Raw genomic sequence first — 16,464 nt, forward strand, 5'->3', positions numbered from 1 at the left:
CGGCAAATCAGCTGAGGCTGCGGCTCATCAGGCGCAGGGCCGGCATGCGGTCGCGGATCTGCGTGGTGTCGGCGGCATCGGGGCGGGCCTGGACATAAGCTTCCAGGTCTTCCAGCGCCGGCCGGAAGCACTCCAGGTTGGCATAGGCCAGGCCCCGGTCGCGCACTTCCTCGATCGAATCTGGCAGCAGGATCACCAGACGGTTTTGCACGGCCAGCAACCGCTGCCAGCGCGATTCCTGCAGATAGATCGCTTTCAGATTGCGCAACATGCGCGCGATGATTTCCCGATGCCCGGCCACATGCAGGAACAGGCCCAGCGGCACTTCGGTCGAGTCCGAAATCCCCTCCCGTTCGAGGTAGGGATCAAGCATTTCCTGCAGTTGTTCCTTCGACAGCGTTTCGCCGGTCAGCGGATCGAGCACGACCTCGCCGGCCGGAATCGTCATGCGCACCAGGAAATGGTTCGGGAACGACACCCCCTTGAGCGGCAGGCCAATCTGCTGGCCTAGCTCCATGTAGAGCACGGCCAGCGAGATGGGAATACCCCGGCGCTGCTTGAGCACCATGTTCAGGTACGAGTTGTCGGGGTCGTAGTAGTCGTTCGCGTTGGGGCCGAAGCCGAGGTCGCGATAGAAGAAATGGTTCAGCAGGCGCAGGCGCTGGATGGCGGGCGTGCCTTCGGCAATGCGCCGCTTGAGCCGGACGGCCAACACATCCATGGCCGCCAGTTCCGCCTGCAGGTCGAGGTCCGGGTAGGCATCCTGGGCGATGGCGAGGGCGGTTTCCGTCAGCGGGATCGCATCGTCGTCGGCCACGAGGCTGGCAAAGTAATCCAGGACTTTCGTGGAAGTCATGTACGGTGTTTCCTGACTAGCCGGCGCGGCGCCGGAAGGCCGCATAGCGCAGGCCCATGAGCCACAGTGTACCGAAGTAGACCGCCGCCGCAAGTACCAGGCAGGCCGCCAGCAGCGCGATCCGCAGCCATGGCGTGGCGCCCAGCGCCACCCAGTCGAAATTGCGCGCGAACCACAGCAGCATGCCCGACAGGATCAGCATGGCGGCCACCAGCCTGAGCAGGAACATGCCCCAGCCGGCCGACGGATGATAGAAGCCCCGGCGGCGCAGTCCAAAGAACAGCAGCAGCGCGTTGACGATGGCGCCGAAGCTGATCGACAGCGGTAGGCCCGCATGGCCCAGCAGCGGCACGAACACGAAGTTCGACAACTGCGTGATGATCAGTACAAGGATCGCGATCTTGACCGGGGTGCGGATGTCCTGCCGGGCATAGAAGCCCGGCGTCAGGATTTTGATCAGGATAAGCGCGAGCAGGCCCACGCCGTAGGTAGCCAGCGCCTGACGCGTCATCTCGACGGCATGGGCGTCGAAGCGGCCATAGTTGAACAGGACCGAGGTCAGTGGCGTGCCGAATAGCATCAGCCCCGCCGCGCAAGGCAGGGCCAGCAGGAAGGTCAGGCGCAGGCCCCAGTCGAGCAGGCCGGAGTACTCCTCGCGGTTGTCGTTGGCGTTGGCCTTGGAGAGGCTGGGCAGCAGGATCGTGCCCAGCGCCACGCCCAGCAGCGCCGTCGGGAATTCCATCAGGCGGTCGGCATAGGTGATGTACGACACGGCCCCCGCGCCCAGGCGCGAAGCGATATTGGTATTGATGATCAGGCTGATCTGGGCCACGGAAACGGCCAGCAGCGCCGGCGCCATCTGCTTGACCACGCGCCGCACTCCGGGGTTGGCCCACGCCGCGCGCAGGTTCAGCGAGACGCGCGGCAACACGCCGAGCTTGCGCATTGCCGGCACCTGGATCAGCAACTGGAGCACGCCGCCCACCAGCACGCCCCACGCCTGGGCATAGATCGGCTGGGCCATGTGAGGACCGACAAACAGCGCGGCGATGATCAGGCAGAGATTGAGCAGTACCGGCGTGAACGCGGGCACCGCGAAGTTGCGCCACGTGTTCAGTACGCCCGAAGCCAGCGCTACCATCGAGATCAGGCCGATATATGGGAACATCACCCGTGTCATGAACACGGCGGCGTCGTAGGTCTCGGCACTGCCCCGGAAGCCGGTGGCCACTACCGTCATGACGATTGGCGCGCCGATCACGCCCAGCAGCGATACCGCGGCCAGCGCCCAGGCCATGACCGTGGCCACGGCATCGATCAGGAGATGGGTTTCCTCGTCGCCGCGCTTGCCGTGGTACTCGTTCAGGATGGGGACGAAGGCTTGCGAGAACGCGCCTTCGCCAAAGATCCGGCGCAGCAGGTTGGGGATGCGGAATGCCACGTTGAAGGCATCGGTCATGTCCGAGGCCCCGAAGGCGCGGGCAATCAGGATTTCGCGCAGCAGGCCGGTGATGCGCGATAGCATCGTCAGGCCGCTGATCGTGGCAAGTGCTTTAAGCAGGTTCAAGATCGGAAACCAGGGAGCAGGGCCGTGTGACGGCGCCGAGCGGGTGGCAGACGCGTTTCAGACGCCTGCACGGTCATTTGGTTGCGGCGGCGCCACGCTTATGCGGGCATTCCGCTCGCCAGATGTGGCGCATATTATACGGACGGCCGCTGCCCGGCGGCCCTGGTGCCCGATTCTGTTCGGAACCTGTCGGGAGGCTTGCCTGCGGCGCGGGGCTGTGTGTATAATCGCCGATTCGCAAGGACAGTCGCGTCCAAGGATTCGTTTGTCGAACATCCCGGGTCGCAAGATGTGACTTAATTGTTGCGTCCCAAATTATTGCGTCGCCCCGGGCGCGCACTCTGAATTCAGGAAGAGATACATGGCAAATTCCGCACAAGCTCGCAAGCGCGCGCGCCAAGCCGTGGCCGCGAACGGTCACAACTCCAGCCTGCGCTCGCGTCTGCGCACCGCCGTCAAGGCAGTTCGCAAGGCAATCGAGGCCGGCGACAAGGCAGCCGCTGCTGAGATCTTCAAGCAGTCGCAAACGATCATCGACAGCATCGCTGACAAGAAGATCGTGCACAAGAACAAGGCTGCACGTCACAAGTCGCGCCTGTCGGCCGCCATCAAGTCGATGGCTGCCTGATAGCTGCCCCGGTCGCCCCTATGGCGGCCGAGCAGTCGCAAAGCCCGTCTTCGGACGGGCTTTTGTTTTTTGCGCCACCACTTTCCAGTGCTCGGCCAACAAAAAACCCGGCGCCTGGCCGGGTTCTCTTGAGAAGCAGGGCGTGCTCAGTCGCCGACCGAGCAGGCTTCCACTACCTGCAAATCATTGTCGCGCGCGAAGTTCAGCACGAAGTCGAGTGCCTTCGGCTCGATGTCCCGCAGCCGCGAATCCACCACCACGTTCTTGATGCCCGCCACGATCACAGGTCGCACGTACGGCGAGTAGGTCAGGCGGGGGTCGCCGGTATCGCCTTCCGGCCGGAACTGCGCCATCACGCCGCACAACCGCTCGGCCCAGTCGCTTGGGCGAAAGGTCCTGCCTTCCTTGGTAACGCCTTGGATGAAGTATTCGCGAACTTGGGGGGTTGTCATGGGACTGCGGGGATCTGCTCTGTGACTCGACGGTAAACCCGCTCAAGACGGGCGCCCGTTTGACGCGTCCGGCAGGCGATTGGTTCGCATGCTGCCGGCATGAGGAAAGCGGGGCGTATTGTCGGCGGGGGCACTTTTGATGCCGTGCGGCGGGCCGTGGCAAGGTATGCCGGGCCCCGCGTGAATCAGCGGGTATTATATCTTATATAAGACTTGCGCATACGTAGAATTCCTGTCGGGAACCTGTCAGCGGGCCGCGTCACCCGCCTCTGCGGGGGACTCCCGCTATAACGGCGCGGACTCGCCAAAGCTGGAATAATCCCTTATGATCGTTGCCACTACATTGCGTAAGCGACGCGAAAGGCGGCCCATGCGAGCCGCCTTCTTTGTTTTATGAGCCAAACCCCGATCAAGCATTACCTCCAGTTCAGCGACCTCAATGCCGAGGAGTACGAGTACCTGCTGGACCGCGCGAGGATCCTGAAGGCGAAGTTCAAGAACTACGAGACGTGGCACCCGCTGCACGACCGCACGCTGGCCATGATCTTCGAGAAGAATTCCACGCGTACGCGCCTGTCGTTCGAAGCTGGCGTGCACCAGCTTGGCGGTCATGCGGTGTTCCTGAACACGCGTGACTCGCAACTGGGTCGTGGTGAGCCCATCGAGGATGCGGCGCAGGTGATCTCGCGCATGGTCGACATCATCATGATCCGTACGTTCGGCCAGGACATCCTTGAACGATTCGCCGCGCACTCGCGCGTGCCAGTCATCAATGGCCTGACCAACGAATACCACCCGTGCCAGGTGCTGGCCGATGTCTTCACGTACATCGAGCAGCGCGGCAGCATTGCCGGCAAGACGGTGGCGTGGATCGGCGACGCCAACAACATGGCCTATACCTGGATCCAGGCTGCCGAGCGCCTGGATTTCACGTTCCATTTCTCCGCGCCTCCGGGCTACCAGCTCGATCCGGCCATGGTGCCACAGACCGCCGCGCCGCGCGTCAAGGTGTTCGACAATCCGCTCGACGCCTGCCAGGGCGCACACTTGGTGACAACCGACGTGTGGACCAGCATGGGTTTCGAGGCCGAGAACGAGGCGCGCAAGCGCGCGTTCAAGGACTGGATGGTGACCACGGCCATGATGGACCGCGCCACCGATGATGCGCTGTTCATGCACTGCCTGCCTGCCCATCGCGGCGAGGAAGTGGAAGCCGCCGTGATCGACGGCCCGCGCAGCGTGGTCTGGGAAGAGGCTGAAAACCGCCTGCACGTGCAGAAGGCATTGATGGAATACCTGCTCTGCGGCCGCTACTGAGCGACCGCCGGAGCCAGCGAAAGGGGGCCACGACGGCTCCCTTTTTTACGTCTACAGTTTCGTTTTTCGATTCGAGGAGAGTGAGATGAGCCAGTTCGACAACGTGTCCGTCGTCAAGAAAGCCAACCTGTATTTCGACGGCAAGTGCGTGAGCCACACGGTGCTGTTCGCCGACGGCACGCGCAAGACGCTGGGTGTGATTTTTCCGGCTGCGTTGACGTTCAACACGGGCGCGCCCGAAATCATGGAAGTCAACGCGGGTAGTTGCCGCGTGCGCCTGGCTGGCTCGGAAGAGTGGAAGACCTATGGCGCAGGCCAGCAGTTCAACGTGCCGGGCAACAGCAGTTTCGACATCGAAGTGACCGAGACGCTCGATTACGTCTGCCACTTCGATTAAGTCTCAGGGCGAAGAAGCCTCAGAGTACGACCGGCTCTGGCTCGATCCGCACGCCAAACCGTCCCTCGACGGTGTCGGCGATGCGGTTCGCCAGGGCCAGCAGGGCCGCGCCGGTGCCACCGCCGTGGTTCACTAGCACCAGCGCCTGCTTGTCATAGACGCCTACCGGGCCGTCACTGATGCCCTTGAAGCCGCACTGGTCGATCAGCCAGCCAGCAGCGAGCTTGTAGCTGCCATCCGCTTGCGGATAACTGACCAGCGCAGGGTTGTCTGCCAGCAGTTTGTCGCGCAGCGCTGCCTCGACGACCGGATTCTTGAAGAACGAGCCTGCATTGCCGATTTCTGCCGGGTTCGGCAGCTTGCGCGAGCGGATCGCGATCACTGCGTCGCGGATCTGCGCGGCATCGGGTGGATTCACCGATTCGAGTTCGCGCGACAGTTCGCCGTAGTTCAACACGGGCTGCCAGGCTACCGGTAGCCGCAGCGTCACGGCGGTGATGATGTAGCGGTCGCGGCCCTCACGCTTGAACAGGCTGTCCCGATATCCGAAGGCGCATGTATCAAGATCGAGCGTCACGAAAGCGCCGCCCTGGCGGTCGTAGGCGCGCACGCTGTTGAAGCGCTCGCGCAGCTCCACGCCATAGGCGCCGATGTTCTGGATCGGGGCAGCGCCGGCCGTGCCAGGGATCAACGACAGGTTTTCCAGGCCGGGCATGCCATCGGCGATGGTGCGGCCCACCAGCGCGTGCCAGTTCTCGCCGGCGCCAACGGTCACCAGCCAGTTCTCTCCGCGCCGTGCAACTTCGTAGCCGGGAATCTCCATCAGCAACACGCAGGCGTCGAGGTCTCCAGTCAGCACCACGTTGCTGCCACCGCCCAGCACCACTATCGGAAGACTGGCGGCGCGCGGATCGGATAGTGCCGAAAGCAGGTCCGATTCGCTGCGGATATGTGCCGCCAGACGCGCACGGACATCGAAGCCGAATGTATTGTGGGCGCGCAGGGGATAAAATTCGTGGAAATCTGCCATGCAAGGTCGGGGGAGGCACCCCGGGCCGGGGCAGGCCAAGATTATACGTAACCGTTACGAAAGCTCCGCCGTGTGCCGGGTGGGGCCGTGGAATACCAGGAGAAACAGGATGCCGTCGTTTGACGTAGTGAGCGAAGCCAACATGGTGGAAGTGAAGAACGCCGTGGAGCAAGCCAACAAGGAAATCACCAACCGCTTCGACTTCAAGGGTTCCGATTCCCGCGTGGAGCAGAAGGAGGGCGAACTGACTGTCTTCGCCGATGACAATTTCAAGCTGGACCAGGTCAAGGACGTGCTGATCAACAAGATGGCCAAGCGCAATGTGGACGTGCGCTTCCTGGACTACGGCAAGGTCGACAAGATCAGCGGCGACAAGGTCAAGCAGGTCATCACGATCAAGAAGGGCGTGACGGGCGACTTGGCCAAGAAGGTCGTGCGCATGATCAAGGACAGCAAGATCAAGGTGCAGGCCAGCATCCAGGGCGATGCCGTGCGCGTGACGGGCACCAAGCGCGACGACCTGCAATCGGTCATCGCACTGCTGCGCAAGGATGTCAGCGAAGCCCCGCTGGACTTCAACAATTTCCGGGACTAGGCAGCGCGCGCTGCAGTCCTGCTGCGGTGCTACTGCGCCTGCCGCGGCTGCGGCAGGCCGCCGATTTTCGCGCCGGGTTTGATGCCCTTCTGCGCGAACCATCCCTTGTTCATCTCCAGCGCATAGCGCACCGCTGCACGCGGACAGTGGTTGTCCTCGGTTTGCGGCGCCATGTCCTCGATATTGACGATGCTGCCGTCATCCGCCAGGAACGCAATCGACAGCGGCAGATTGGTGTTCTTCATCCAGAAGCAGTGCCCGGCCTTGTCCTCGAAGACGAACAGCATGCCGGTGTTGGCGGGCATCGTCTTGCGGTACATCAGCCCGCGCTCGCGCGCTTCGGGTGACGCGGCCACTTCGGCCTGGATGGCGTACATGCCTGCGGTCAGCGGAATCACGGGCAGTGCGGTCTGTGCATGCGCCGTGGCGGACAGCGCGGCGGCACCCATCGCACCAACGATCAGCAGGGTCTTGAACACTTGAGGCATGGCGGAATCGATGTGGAGGAAGTTCGACGGCAGGCGGAAGCATAGCGCAGCCAACCGATCCGCGCCCGTAGCCACGCCATGAAAAAAGGCAGGCCGCCGGAGCGTGCCTGCCTTTCGATGGCAGTCTGGAAGATCAGGCTGCCGGGGTCGAAGCTGCCGCCTTCTTGGAGGTGTGCTTCTTGGTGTGCTTCTTCTTCGTGGTCTTCGCGGGCTTCGCCGAATCGGTTGCAGCCGGTGCGGTGCCAGCAGCAGGAGCCGCCGGGGCTTGCGCGAAGGCGCCAGTGGCAAACAGGCCAACTACCAGGGCGGCGATCAGTTTTTTCATTGCGAGTACCTCTAGGATTTGTGTCCGGATTTTGGAGGGTTTGACGCGTTTATCGACGTGTCATTCGCAACAACGGCGCGGAATCTTCGCGCGTTGACGATCCGGGTGCCGGCATGTGTAACCAGCGATTACCGCCGCTTTTTCGCCTGTATGGGCGGTCTGACAGGTAGGCGCGGTGCTAAAAGTCCTAATGCACGGACATCTGCCTCGCACCATTGGCCAGGCGCCAGACCGAGTTGGGCGAGCGAAAGATTGCCGATTGCCGCGCGCACCAGACGCAGGGTGGGAAAGCCTACGGCAGCCGTCATGCGTCGCACCTGCCGGTTCTTGCCTTCGCGGATCTTCACTTCGACCCATGTCGTGGGAATGGCTGCGCGATAGCGGATCGGTGGATGGCGCTCCCACAGCCACGCCGGTTCGTCGACGATCCGGGCCTGGGCCGGGAGCGTCACGAAATCGCCCAGGTCTACGCCGCCGCGCAGACGCGCAAGCGCTGCCGCATCGGGCACGCCTTCCACCTGCGCGAGATAGGTTTTTTCGAGTTTGTGGCGCGGATCGGCAATGCGTGTCTGAAGCAGGCCATCGTCGGTCAACAGCAGCAGTCCCTCGCTATCGGCATCGAGACGCCCGGCCGGATACACGCCGGCCAGGTCGATGCAATCGGCCAGCGTTGGTCGCGATGGATGCGCCGAGAACTGGCTCATCATCTGGAAGGGCTTGTTGAGGGCGATCAGGGTCATGGGCGCGCATTATCCACCAGTCGAAGAGGGCCGTTACAATGACTCGCACAACACAATCGCGTCGCCGGGCCGTGCTGGCCGGGCGCCAGTCACTTCCCCAAGCGGCAGTTGGAGACGAACATGTATCAGCACATCAAGGTGCCAGCAGGCGAGAAGATCACGGTGAACGCCGATTTTTCGCTGAATGTGCCCAATAACCCGATTGTCCCTTACATCGAGGGCGATGGTACGGGTGTCGACATCACCCCCGTCATGCTCAAGGTGGTGGATGCCGCCGTGGCCAAGGCGTATGGCGGACAGCGCAAGATATCCTGGATGGAAATCTTCGCGGGCGAGAAATCCACGCGCGTGTATGGCCCCGATGTCTGGCTGCCCGACGAGACCCTGGAGGCGGTGAAGGAATACGTGGTGTCGATCAAGGGGCCGCTGACCACCCCGGTAGGCGGCGGTATCCGCTCGCTGAATGTGGCGCTGCGCCAGCAGCTCGATCTCTACGTCTGCCTGCGTCCGGTGCGCTATTTCAAGGGCGTGCCATCGCCGGTGCGCGAGCCTGAAAAGACCAATATGGTGATCTTCCGCGAGAACTCGGAGGACATCTATGCCGGCATCGAGTGGGAAGCCGGCAGCGAAGGTGCAAAGAAACTGATCGCCTTCCTGCAGAACGAGATGGGCGTGAAGAAGATCCGCTTCCCGGAGACCTCGGGCGTGGGGGTCAAGCCGGTATCGAAGCAGGGTACGCAGCGCCTGGTGCGCAAGGCGATCCAGTACGCGATCGACAACGACAAGCCGTCGGTCACGCTGGTCCACAAGGGCAACATCATGAAGTACACCGAGGGCGGGTTCCGTGACTGGGGCTATGACCTCGCGCTCACCGAGTTTGGTGCCGAACTGGTGGATGGCGGCCCGTGGTGCAAGATCAGGAACCCCAAGACCGGGCGCGATATCGTCGTCAAGGACGCCATCGCCGATGCGTTCCTGCAGCAAGTGCTACTGCGTCCGGCCGAATACTCTGTCATCGCCACGCTGAACCTGAACGGCGACTATATTTCCGACGCGCTGGCGGCCCAGGTGGGCGGCATCGGCATTGCGCCGGGTGCCAATATGTCGGACTCCGTGGCGATGTTCGAAGCCACTCACGGCACGGCGCCGAAGTACGCCGGCAAGGACTATGTGAATCCGGGTTCGGAGATCTTGTCTGCCGAAATGATGCTGCGCCACATGGGCTGGACCGAGGCGGCCGACCTGATCATCGCGTCGATGGAAAAATCGATCCAGTCGAAGAAGGTGACCTATGACTTCGCCCGGTTGCTGGAAGGCGCCACGCAGGTGTCGTGTTCCGGCTTCGGTCAGGTGATGATCGACAATATGTAAAGACAGAGACGTCCCGGGATCGCCCGGACGGAAAACCCCGGTTGCGCGCAGGCGCACCGGGGTTTTTTATCACTGACGAAATATCAGTTGTTGGACGTGAGCACGCGATCGTGCATCGGTTGCACCGGCCGGGCATTCATCGGATACAGCTTCCTGAATGCCTGGATCTGCGCGGCCGACACCTGCACCGGCGTCTTCAGGACGTGCCAATGCACGCCTTCGCTGCATGGTGGCGTGGTCAGGCTGCCGTCGAACGCCACGTATGAAAGGTCCTCTGGCAACAGGTCTGCCGGGCTGAACGTCTCGTTCAGTGGCACCGGCGCGGCACCTTTCTCAGGCATGACCTGGAAGATTGACTCAAGCGCCTTGTTCTCTGCGCCTTCCTCGAACAGCACGCCAACCACGGCAAGGCGACCGGCCGCATCGCGATGCACCAGGTGTGCGCTCAGTGGATAGGCGCGGCCATCCACTGTCATTTCGCTCGGGGTATGGAAGTGAAAATTCAGTAACTGGTAGACGCCGGAGGGCAGCTTGGCATTGCCGCCGGCATGCGGACCCACCTGGATCGTATGGCCGTTGTTGATGACGGTGGCGGCGGACGCCGGATAATGAAAGGCCAGCGGTGGAAGCTTGCCGGGCCTGGCGTTCTGGATATCGATGGGCGACTGGGCCTTGCCATCCTTGCACGCCTTGAAGGACGGCGACAGGTCACCCCAGTGCTCGGCGCCCTGGTCGCCGGTGTATGACCACTTGGTACCATGTTCTGCGGCAGTGGCGGACAGCGCTGTGGCCAGCAGCAAAGTACCGGCGAAGGCGGCAAGCGGGTTGGTCTTGAAAGGAAACATCGTGAACACTCCAAACTGGGCGGTAGTGCGCGGAGTGTAGAAGTTACCAATTGTCCGGAAAATCGCAGAATCTCTAATTCTGATGCCGGTGATGGCGACGCCCCATGAAAAAGCGCCCGGCACATGGTGAACATGTGCCGGGCGCTTTCCCGGATGCCTGGCGTACCGCTTTTCAGCGCACCACGCCTATCATTGCCCGGCGTGGCGCTGGATCCCGTCCCGAGGGGAGTGAACCCCTTCGCATCCGCATGGGCCGACGCCGCTCTGTGGCAGCATTCGGCCGCGGCGCACTTAGTGGGCTTCCTGAATGTTCGTGGCTTGCTTGCCCTTCGGGCCTTGCACGACCTCGAACTCCACCCGTTGGCCTTCCTTCAGCGTCTTGAAACCGGACATCTGAATTGCCGAAAAGTGCGCAAACAGTTCTTCCTCGCCGTCATCCGGCTTGATAAAGCCGAAACCCTTGGCGTCATTGAACCATTTGACGATACCGCTAGCCATAAACTCCCCCAACGAAAAAGCTGATTACAAGCGGGGAAACCAATGGCCAGCCGAAAGCGGTTCGACGGGCACTGCGCGGCCTCTTCTGGTGGAATAGTTGCGCAAATGCACGGCAAATACGGTTTCTCGCGAGTCATCCATTTTCGTTCATCGGAAAATGGACGAAAGTGTCGGACCTGCGCCAGTCGTGGGCCTCCCTGCTCACGGATGCACCCCGCCGGGTCTGTATGCTTGGCTCGCGAGCCCGGACCGGATGTGCGATCGATTCTTTCGGTAAAGGCAATGGCTGTCAATCCGGCAGATTCCCCACTGAGCGTGGGGTGTGGCGAGATTGAAACGGCTGCAGATGGTACGCTTTGCCAGCGTGGTGCATGGTTTTTGCGTAGGTTGGCGGCGCGCCCCGGAGCGGGGTACGCCAATTCGCCACCTGCACCCCGGAAGTGCATGCCCGACGTGCCCGCCGCGCCTCTGTACGTTGGCGCACGCCGGGAATTTTCGTAGGTGCGGGGCTTGAATAAGAGTCCTGTTCCCCAAATTGCAGACTTGTGAGTAAGGGTTAGAATAAACGCCATGGCGACACGGCTGGCGAACACCCCCCAACGCGAAGCAGGCACTGTCATCGAACGGAAGGAGCAGCAGCTCAAGCCGCCAGCGATGTACAAAGTGGTCCTGCTCAATGACGACTACACTCCGATGGAGTTTGTCGTGATGATCCTGCAGCAGTATTTCAGCAGGGACCGGGAAACGGCTACGCAGATCATGCTGACCGTCCACCGGGAAGGCAAGGGCGTTTGCGGTATCTACACCAGGGATATCGCGGCGACCAAAGTCGAGCTTGTATCAACCCATGCGCGGCAGGCGGGCCACCCGCTGCAGTGCGTGATGGAGGAAGCATGATTGCGCAAGAATTGGAAGTCAGTCTGCACATGGCCTTTGTCGAGGCACGTCAGGCGCGCCACGAGTTCATCACCGTGGAACACTTGCTGCTGGCGTTGCTCGACAACCCCACTGCGGCGGAAGTGCTGCGCGCCTGTGCGGCCAATATCGAGGACTTGCGCACAAGCCTGAAGAATTTCATTGCCGACAACACACCGGTCGTACCCGGCACGGACGAGGTGGACACGCAACCCACGCTGGGTTTCCAGCGTGTGATCCAGCGCGCCATCATGCACGTGCAGTCGACCTCGAACGGCAAGAAGGAAGTCACCGGCGCCAACGTGCTGGTGGCCATCTTCGGCGAGAAGGACTCTCACGCCGTGTACTACCTGCAGCAGCAGGGCGTCACGCGGCTGGACGTCGTCAATTTCATCAGCCACGGCATCCGCAAGGACCAGTCCGAGCCGGCCAAGCACGGCGAGGGCAACCCCGAGGGCGAAGGTGGTGACGGCAAGGAAAGTCCGCTCGAGCAGTACACCCAGAACCTGAACACCCTGGCCAAGGCCGGCAAGATCGATCCCCTGATCGGCCGTGACAGCGAGGTGGAGCGCGTGGTGCAGGTACTGTGCCGCCGCCGCAAGAACAACCCGCTGCTGGTGGGCGAAGCAGGCGTGGGCAAGACCGCCATCGCCGAGGGCCTGGCGTGGCGCATCACCAAGAACGAAGTGCCCGATATCCTCGAGAAGGCCGTGGTCTACTCGCTGGACATGGGTGCGCTGCTGGCCGGCACCAAGTATCGCGGCGATTTCGAGCAGCGCCTCAAGGGCGTGCTGAAGTCCCTCAAGGACAATCCGAACGCGATCCTGTTCATCGACGAGATCCACACGCTGATCGGTGCGGGCGCCGCATCGGGCGGAACGCTGGACGCCAGCAACCTGCTGAAGCCGGCGCTGTCCTCGGGCCAGCTCAAGTGCGTGGGTGCGACGACCTTCACCGAGTATCGAGGCATCTTCGAGAAGGACGCGGCACTGTCGCGTCGGTTCCAGAAGATCGATATCGTGGAGCCGACCGTGGATCAGACCGTGCAGATCCTGCGCGGGTTGAAGTCGCGCTTCGAAGAGCACCATGGCGTGAAGTACGCGGCATCGGCCCTGACTGCTGCGGCGGAATTGTCTGCGCGCTTCATCACCGACCGTCATCTGCCGGACAAGGCGATCGACGTGATCGATGAAGCGGGCGCGGCGCAACGTATCCTGCCGAAGTCCAAGCAGAAGAAGACGATTGGCAAGAACGAGATCGAGGACATTGTCTCGCGCATCGCACGCATCCCGCCGCAGAGCGTGAACCAGGACGACCGCAGCAAGCTGCAGACACTGGAACGGGATCTGAAGTCGGTGGTATTCGGCCAGGACCCTGCCATCGAGGCGCTGTCGTCGGCGATCAAGATGTCGCGTGCCGGTCTGGGCAAGACGGACAAGCCGATCGGCTCGTTCCTGTTCTCGGGTCCTACGGGCGTGGGCAAGACCGAAGTGGCCAAGCAGCTCGCCTTCATCATGGGCATCGAGCTGCTGCGCTTCGACATGTCCGAATACATGGAGCGGCATGCCGTCAGCCGCCTGATTGGCGCGCCGCCGGGGTATGTCGGTTTCGACCAGGGCGGCCTGCTGACCGAGGCTGTTACCAAGAAGCCGCACTGCGTGCTGCTGCTGGACGAGATCGAAAAGGCGCATCCGGACATTTTCAACATCCTGCTGCAGGTCATGGACCATGGTTCGCTGACCGATAACAACGGCCGGCGCGCGGATTTCCGCAACGTGATCATCATCATGACCACGAATGCGGGCGCGGAGACCATGAACCGCGCGACGATCGGCTTTACCACGGCGCGCGAGCAGGGCGACGAGATGGCCGACATCAAGCGGATGTTTACGCCGGAATTCCGCAACCGCCTGGATGCGACGATCAGCTTCCGTGCGCTGGACGAGGAAATCATCCTGCGCGTGGTCGACAAGTTCCTGATGCAACTGGAAGAGCAGTTGCACGAGAAGAAGGTGGAAGCCAGCTTCTCGGACAAGCTGCGCAAGTATCTGGCAAAGAAGGGCTTCGATCCGCTGATGGGCGCGCGGCCAATGCAACGCCTGATCCAGGACATGATCCGCAAGGCGCTGGCCGACGAATTGCTGTTCGGCAAGCTGGTGACCGGTGGCCGGGTGGCCGTGGACCTCGACGCCGAGGATCACATCAAGCTGACCTTCTCCGAAGGCGATCCGGAACCGCCGGATACTGGCGAGAGCGAGGAACGCGCCGAAGTCTGACGCAGGGTAGGTACCACACAAACGGCCGGGTATGTCCCGGCCGTTTTTCCGTCATGGGGGGACTCCTGCGCGATCGTTGTATGGTCATTGTTCCAATAACTGGGCGATCAGCGATAGTGATCGGACAAGTTGAGCGATCATCGGGCAAAATACGGGGTGGCGGCATGCCGCCCCTTTTCATTTGTCCCGCGGCCTTCTGGTCGTACAGCCCGAGTTTCCGATGTCTTCTCACGACCGCCTGCGGTTGCGCCGCCTGCTGCTGAAAACCTTGCCGATGAGCGCCATGCCCGTGGCCTCGCTGTCTGGCCTCGCCCATGCCGCCGATTCAGGCGCGAACTCCCGACCGATCTCGCTGGTGCTGCCATTCCCGCCGGGCGGTAGCGTGGACATCGTCGCGCGGCAATTGCAGCCTGGCCTCAAGACGGCGCTCGGTCAGACGGTGGTCGTCGACAACAAGCCGGGTGCCGGCGGACTGATCGCCAGCAGCAACGTGGCGCGTGCCAAGCCAGATGGCAATACGCTGCTGATGGCCTTCGATACCCACGCGATCAATCCGTTCGCGTACAAGAACCTGCCGTACGACACCTTCAAGGACTTCACGCCGATTACCCAATTGGTACGCTTCCCGCTGGTGATTGCTGCGAATCCGGCGCTATCGGCGTCGAACGTGCGCGAACTGGTTGATTTGGCGAAGTCGAATCCGAATGGCGTGCGCTACGCCTCGTCGGGAATCGGCAGCCTGAACCAGCTCGCGGCGGAAGCACTCGGCACCGAGGCCGGCGTGAAATTCCTCCACGTACCCTACAAGGGTGGTGGCCCGGCCGTGCAGGCCGTGCTGTCGGGCGAAGTCGATGTGTTTTTCAGCAGCTATGCGGCGGTGCAGGCGCATGTGGCGGCCAAGACGATCAAGGTACTTGGCGTGACCGGGACGAGCCGCATCAAGCAGTTGCCGCAAGTTCCGACCGTGGCCGAGCAGGGCTACAAGGGTTTCGAGGCGTATTCGTGGATCGGCGTGTTCGGCCCGGCGCATATGCAGTCTGATTCGGTAACGCGTCTGCACGACGCCTTCGCCGCTTCGATCAAGCAGCAGAAGGTGGTGGATGCGCTGACTGCGCAGGGGTTCGAGATCGCCGTGGGGTCGCCGGCCGAACTGGGCCAACTAGTGCGCCATGAGCACGACAAGTGGCAGGCTGTGGCCCGCAAGGCCAACATCCAGTTCGAATGACCGAAGCCGCCATGCACGCATTGCCTGAGCCGTTCGACCATGCGGTCATCGTCTGCAACGATCTCGATGCCGCTGTGACGCGCTGGCGCGCGCTGGGCTTCACGCTCACGCCGCGCGGTTTTCACACGCTGGGTTCGCAGAACCATTGCATCATGCTGGCGCGCGATTACCTGGAGCTGCTGCATGTGACGGCGCCCAGCCCGAGTCGTCAGTACTACTGGGATGCCCAGCAGCGCGGCGATGGCTGTGCGGCGATGTCGTGCAAAAGCCGCGATGCGTTTGCCACGGCCGACCGGCTGCGCGCCGCGGGCTTCCAGCCTTCCGCTCCCATCGAATTCTCGCGTCCGGTGCGTCTGGACGATGGCTCCGAACACCCGGCCACGTTTCGCGTGACGGCGCTCGATAGCGCGCCCGGCGCTCGCTACTTCGTCTGCGAACATCGCACGCCAGAATTGCTGTGGCGTCCGGAGTGGATCGCGCATGCCAACAGGGCTACTGCGATTGCGGCGACGTATCTGGTAGTGGATGCGGGGCAGGTCGCTGTGACTGCTGAAGCCTATGCCACGCTGACTGGGGCGCCGATCACTCGCGCGACCGGCGAGATGGCGATGCTGGATATCGCTGGCGCGTCGTTTGTTGTGACGGCGCCGCAGGAATTGGCCGATGTGGCTGACGTGCCGGGGCTACGCGCTACGTCCGGGTATGCGGCAATTCGACTGGTGACGGACGATCTGGAAAAGGCGCGGGCGCACTGGCGTGCGAACGGTGTACGTGCGGAGGATACGTCGGCGACTGTGTCGGTGATTCCGGCGGCCGAGGCGAATGGGGTGACGCTGGTTTTCGAGCAGGGTTGAGTTTCACAACCTCTCTCGGTTTATTCCCCTCTCCCGCACGGCGGGAGAGCAACCGTGTCAAGCAGGTCGGTTGTTCTGCCAAGGC

At 62.4% G+C, this 16,464-nt stretch carries 18 protein-coding genes; 9 read left to right on the plus strand and 9 right to left on the minus strand.

Annotated features, from left to right (window positions below):
* Window positions 1-7 precede the first annotated feature (7 nt).
* Both ABDB81_RS13110 and murJ read right to left on the minus strand, forming a co-directional pair.
* Window positions 8-856: a SirB1 family protein gene (locus ABDB81_RS13110; RefSeq protein ID WP_137928234.1), complete on the minus strand. Its 849-nt coding sequence runs from the start codon at window positions 854-856 to the stop codon at window positions 8-10.
* A 16-nt stretch (window positions 857-872) separates the two neighbouring features.
* Window positions 873-2,423 (minus strand): murein biosynthesis integral membrane protein MurJ, encoded by a 1,551-nt coding sequence (murJ, locus tag ABDB81_RS13115; protein ID WP_137928233.1) that lies wholly within the window; start codon window positions 2,421-2,423, stop codon window positions 873-875.
* Window positions 2,424-2,784: 361 nt separating this feature from the next.
* Here murJ and rpsT point away from each other — a divergent pair, with 361 nt between their 5' ends.
* Window positions 2,785-3,051: a 30S ribosomal protein S20 gene (rpsT, locus tag ABDB81_RS13120; protein WP_346811442.1), complete on the plus strand. Its 267-nt coding sequence runs from the start codon at window positions 2,785-2,787 to the stop codon at window positions 3,049-3,051.
* 146 nt (window positions 3,052-3,197) lie between these two features.
* Here rpsT and ABDB81_RS13125 read toward each other — a convergent pair whose 3' ends face one another.
* Window positions 3,198-3,503 (minus strand): DUF3579 domain-containing protein, encoded by a 306-nt coding sequence (locus tag ABDB81_RS13125; protein ID WP_137928231.1) that lies wholly within the window; start codon window positions 3,501-3,503, stop codon window positions 3,198-3,200.
* 393 nt (window positions 3,504-3,896) lie between these two features.
* Here ABDB81_RS13125 and argF point away from each other — a divergent pair, with 393 nt between their 5' ends.
* Both argF and ABDB81_RS13135 read left to right on the plus strand, forming a co-directional pair.
* Window positions 3,897-4,820: an ornithine carbamoyltransferase gene (gene argF / locus ABDB81_RS13130; RefSeq protein WP_346811444.1), complete on the plus strand. Its 924-nt coding sequence runs from the start codon at window positions 3,897-3,899 to the stop codon at window positions 4,818-4,820.
* 85 nt (window positions 4,821-4,905) lie between these two features.
* Window positions 4,906-5,217: a pyrimidine/purine nucleoside phosphorylase gene (locus ABDB81_RS13135; RefSeq protein WP_346811445.1), complete on the plus strand. Its 312-nt coding sequence runs from the start codon at window positions 4,906-4,908 to the stop codon at window positions 5,215-5,217.
* Between the two features lie 19 nt (window positions 5,218-5,236).
* Here the strand turns inward: ABDB81_RS13135 and murB are convergent, their stop codons facing one another.
* Window positions 5,237-6,247 carry a UDP-N-acetylmuramate dehydrogenase gene (gene murB, locus ABDB81_RS13140; protein ID WP_137928228.1) on the minus strand — a complete coding sequence of 337 codons (1,011 nt, stop codon included), beginning with the start codon at window positions 6,245-6,247 and terminating at the stop codon, window positions 5,237-5,239.
* A gap of 109 nt (window positions 6,248-6,356) precedes the next feature.
* Here murB and ABDB81_RS13145 point away from each other — a divergent pair, with 109 nt between their 5' ends.
* On the plus strand, window positions 6,357-6,842 hold the full coding sequence (locus ABDB81_RS13145; RefSeq protein WP_137928227.1) for a YajQ family cyclic di-GMP-binding protein: 486 nt from the start codon (window positions 6,357-6,359) through the stop codon (window positions 6,840-6,842).
* Window positions 6,843-6,871: 29 nt separating this feature from the next.
* Here ABDB81_RS13145 and ABDB81_RS13150 read toward each other — a convergent pair whose 3' ends face one another.
* From ABDB81_RS13150 to ABDB81_RS13160, 3 genes are all read right to left on the minus strand, one after another.
* The gene (locus ABDB81_RS13150) at window positions 6,872-7,330 is read right to left on the minus strand and encodes a DUF192 domain-containing protein (protein WP_137928226.1); all 459 of its coding nucleotides are present in this window, start codon (window positions 7,328-7,330) and stop codon (window positions 6,872-6,874) included.
* 133 nt (window positions 7,331-7,463) lie between these two features.
* On the minus strand, window positions 7,464-7,655 hold the full coding sequence (locus ABDB81_RS13155) for a hypothetical protein (RefSeq protein WP_137928225.1): 192 nt from the start codon (window positions 7,653-7,655) through the stop codon (window positions 7,464-7,466).
* Between the two features lie 128 nt (window positions 7,656-7,783).
* Complete coding sequence (locus ABDB81_RS13160; RefSeq protein ID WP_346811447.1) at window positions 7,784-8,395, minus strand: pseudouridine synthase; 612 nt, start codon at window positions 8,393-8,395, stop codon at window positions 7,784-7,786.
* 120 nt (window positions 8,396-8,515) lie between these two features.
* Here ABDB81_RS13160 and icd point away from each other — a divergent pair, with 120 nt between their 5' ends.
* Entirely contained in the window at window positions 8,516-9,766 is a 1,251-nt protein-coding gene (icd, locus tag ABDB81_RS13165) for an NADP-dependent isocitrate dehydrogenase (protein ID WP_137928223.1), read from the plus strand.
* An 83-nt stretch (window positions 9,767-9,849) separates the two neighbouring features.
* On the opposite strand, the gene ABDB81_RS13170 is transcribed toward icd, so the two are convergent.
* Together ABDB81_RS13170 and ABDB81_RS13175 are read right to left on the minus strand one after the other, a co-directional pair.
* Window positions 9,850-10,611 carry a carbonic anhydrase family protein gene (locus tag ABDB81_RS13170; protein ID WP_346811449.1) on the minus strand — a complete coding sequence of 254 codons (762 nt, stop codon included), beginning with the start codon at window positions 10,609-10,611 and terminating at the stop codon, window positions 9,850-9,852.
* A 291-nt stretch (window positions 10,612-10,902) separates the two neighbouring features.
* Complete coding sequence (locus ABDB81_RS13175; protein WP_137928221.1) at window positions 10,903-11,109, minus strand: cold-shock protein; 207 nt, start codon at window positions 11,107-11,109, stop codon at window positions 10,903-10,905.
* Between the two features lie 570 nt (window positions 11,110-11,679).
* On the opposite strand from ABDB81_RS13175, the gene clpS reads away from it, so the two are divergent.
* The 4 genes from clpS (at window position 11,680) to ABDB81_RS13195 (ending at window position 16,379) form a co-directional block, all read left to right on the plus strand.
* On the plus strand, window positions 11,680-12,006 hold the full coding sequence (clpS, locus tag ABDB81_RS13180) for an ATP-dependent Clp protease adapter ClpS (protein WP_160472928.1): 327 nt from the start codon (window positions 11,680-11,682) through the stop codon (window positions 12,004-12,006).
* Window positions 12,003-14,300 (plus strand): ATP-dependent Clp protease ATP-binding subunit ClpA, encoded by a 2,298-nt coding sequence (gene clpA / locus ABDB81_RS13185; RefSeq protein ID WP_137928220.1) that lies wholly within the window; start codon window positions 12,003-12,005, stop codon window positions 14,298-14,300. Before clpS ends, clpA begins: the two co-directional genes overlap by 4 nt.
* Before the next feature lie 220 nt (window positions 14,301-14,520).
* A complete protein-coding gene (locus ABDB81_RS13190; RefSeq protein WP_346811452.1) occupies window positions 14,521-15,525 on the plus strand; it encodes a tripartite tricarboxylate transporter substrate binding protein in 1,005 nt (334 codons plus the stop codon).
* 11 nt (window positions 15,526-15,536) lie between these two features.
* Complete coding sequence (locus ABDB81_RS13195; protein WP_346811464.1) at window positions 15,537-16,379, plus strand: VOC family protein; 843 nt, start codon at window positions 15,537-15,539, stop codon at window positions 16,377-16,379.
* The last annotated feature ends 85 nt before the right edge of the window (window positions 16,380-16,464 follow it).

This window comes from Cupriavidus sp. DL-D2 (assembly GCF_039710735.1).
GTDB lineage: Bacteria > Pseudomonadota > Gammaproteobacteria > Burkholderiales > Burkholderiaceae > Cupriavidus.

Bases quoted from the DNA above. Each gene is read 5' to 3' on its own strand.
- ABDB81_RS13110 (WP_137928234.1), bottom strand. From the start codon at position 856: ATGACTTCCACGAAAGTCCTGGATTACTTTGCCAGCCTCGTGGCCGAC.
- ABDB81_RS13155 (WP_137928225.1), bottom strand. From the start codon at position 7,655: ATGAAAAAACTGATCGCCGCCCTGGTAGTTGGCCTGTTTGCCACTGGC.
- ABDB81_RS13175 (WP_137928221.1), bottom strand. From the start codon at position 11,109: ATGGCTAGCGGTATCGTCAAATGGTTCAATGACGCCAAGGGTTTCGGC.
- argF (WP_346811444.1), top strand. From the start codon at position 3,897: ATGAGCCAAACCCCGATCAAGCATTACCTCCAGTTCAGCGACCTCAAT.
- ABDB81_RS13150 (WP_137928226.1), bottom strand. From the start codon at position 7,330: ATGCCTCAAGTGTTCAAGACCCTGCTGATCGTTGGTGCGATGGGTGCC.
- clpA (WP_137928220.1), top strand. From the start codon at position 12,003: ATGATTGCGCAAGAATTGGAAGTCAGTCTGCACATGGCCTTTGTCGAG.
- ABDB81_RS13145 (WP_137928227.1), top strand. From the start codon at position 6,357: ATGCCGTCGTTTGACGTAGTGAGCGAAGCCAACATGGTGGAAGTGAAG.
- icd (WP_137928223.1), top strand. From the start codon at position 8,516: ATGTATCAGCACATCAAGGTGCCAGCAGGCGAGAAGATCACGGTGAAC.
- ABDB81_RS13135 (WP_346811445.1), top strand. From the start codon at position 4,906: ATGAGCCAGTTCGACAACGTGTCCGTCGTCAAGAAAGCCAACCTGTAT.
- ABDB81_RS13125 (WP_137928231.1), bottom strand. From the start codon at position 3,503: ATGACAACCCCCCAAGTTCGCGAATACTTCATCCAAGGCGTTACCAAG.
- ABDB81_RS13170 (WP_346811449.1), bottom strand. From the start codon at position 10,611: ATGTTTCCTTTCAAGACCAACCCGCTTGCCGCCTTCGCCGGTACTTTG.
- clpS (WP_160472928.1), top strand. From the start codon at position 11,680: ATGGCGACACGGCTGGCGAACACCCCCCAACGCGAAGCAGGCACTGTC.
- murB (WP_137928228.1), bottom strand. From the start codon at position 6,247: ATGGCAGATTTCCACGAATTTTATCCCCTGCGCGCCCACAATACATTC.
- rpsT (WP_346811442.1), top strand. From the start codon at position 2,785: ATGGCAAATTCCGCACAAGCTCGCAAGCGCGCGCGCCAAGCCGTGGCC.
- ABDB81_RS13195 (WP_346811464.1), top strand. From the start codon at position 15,537: ATGCACGCATTGCCTGAGCCGTTCGACCATGCGGTCATCGTCTGCAAC.
- ABDB81_RS13160 (WP_346811447.1), bottom strand. From the start codon at position 8,395: ATGACCCTGATCGCCCTCAACAAGCCCTTCCAGATGATGAGCCAGTTC.
- ABDB81_RS13190 (WP_346811452.1), top strand. From the start codon at position 14,521: ATGTCTTCTCACGACCGCCTGCGGTTGCGCCGCCTGCTGCTGAAAACC.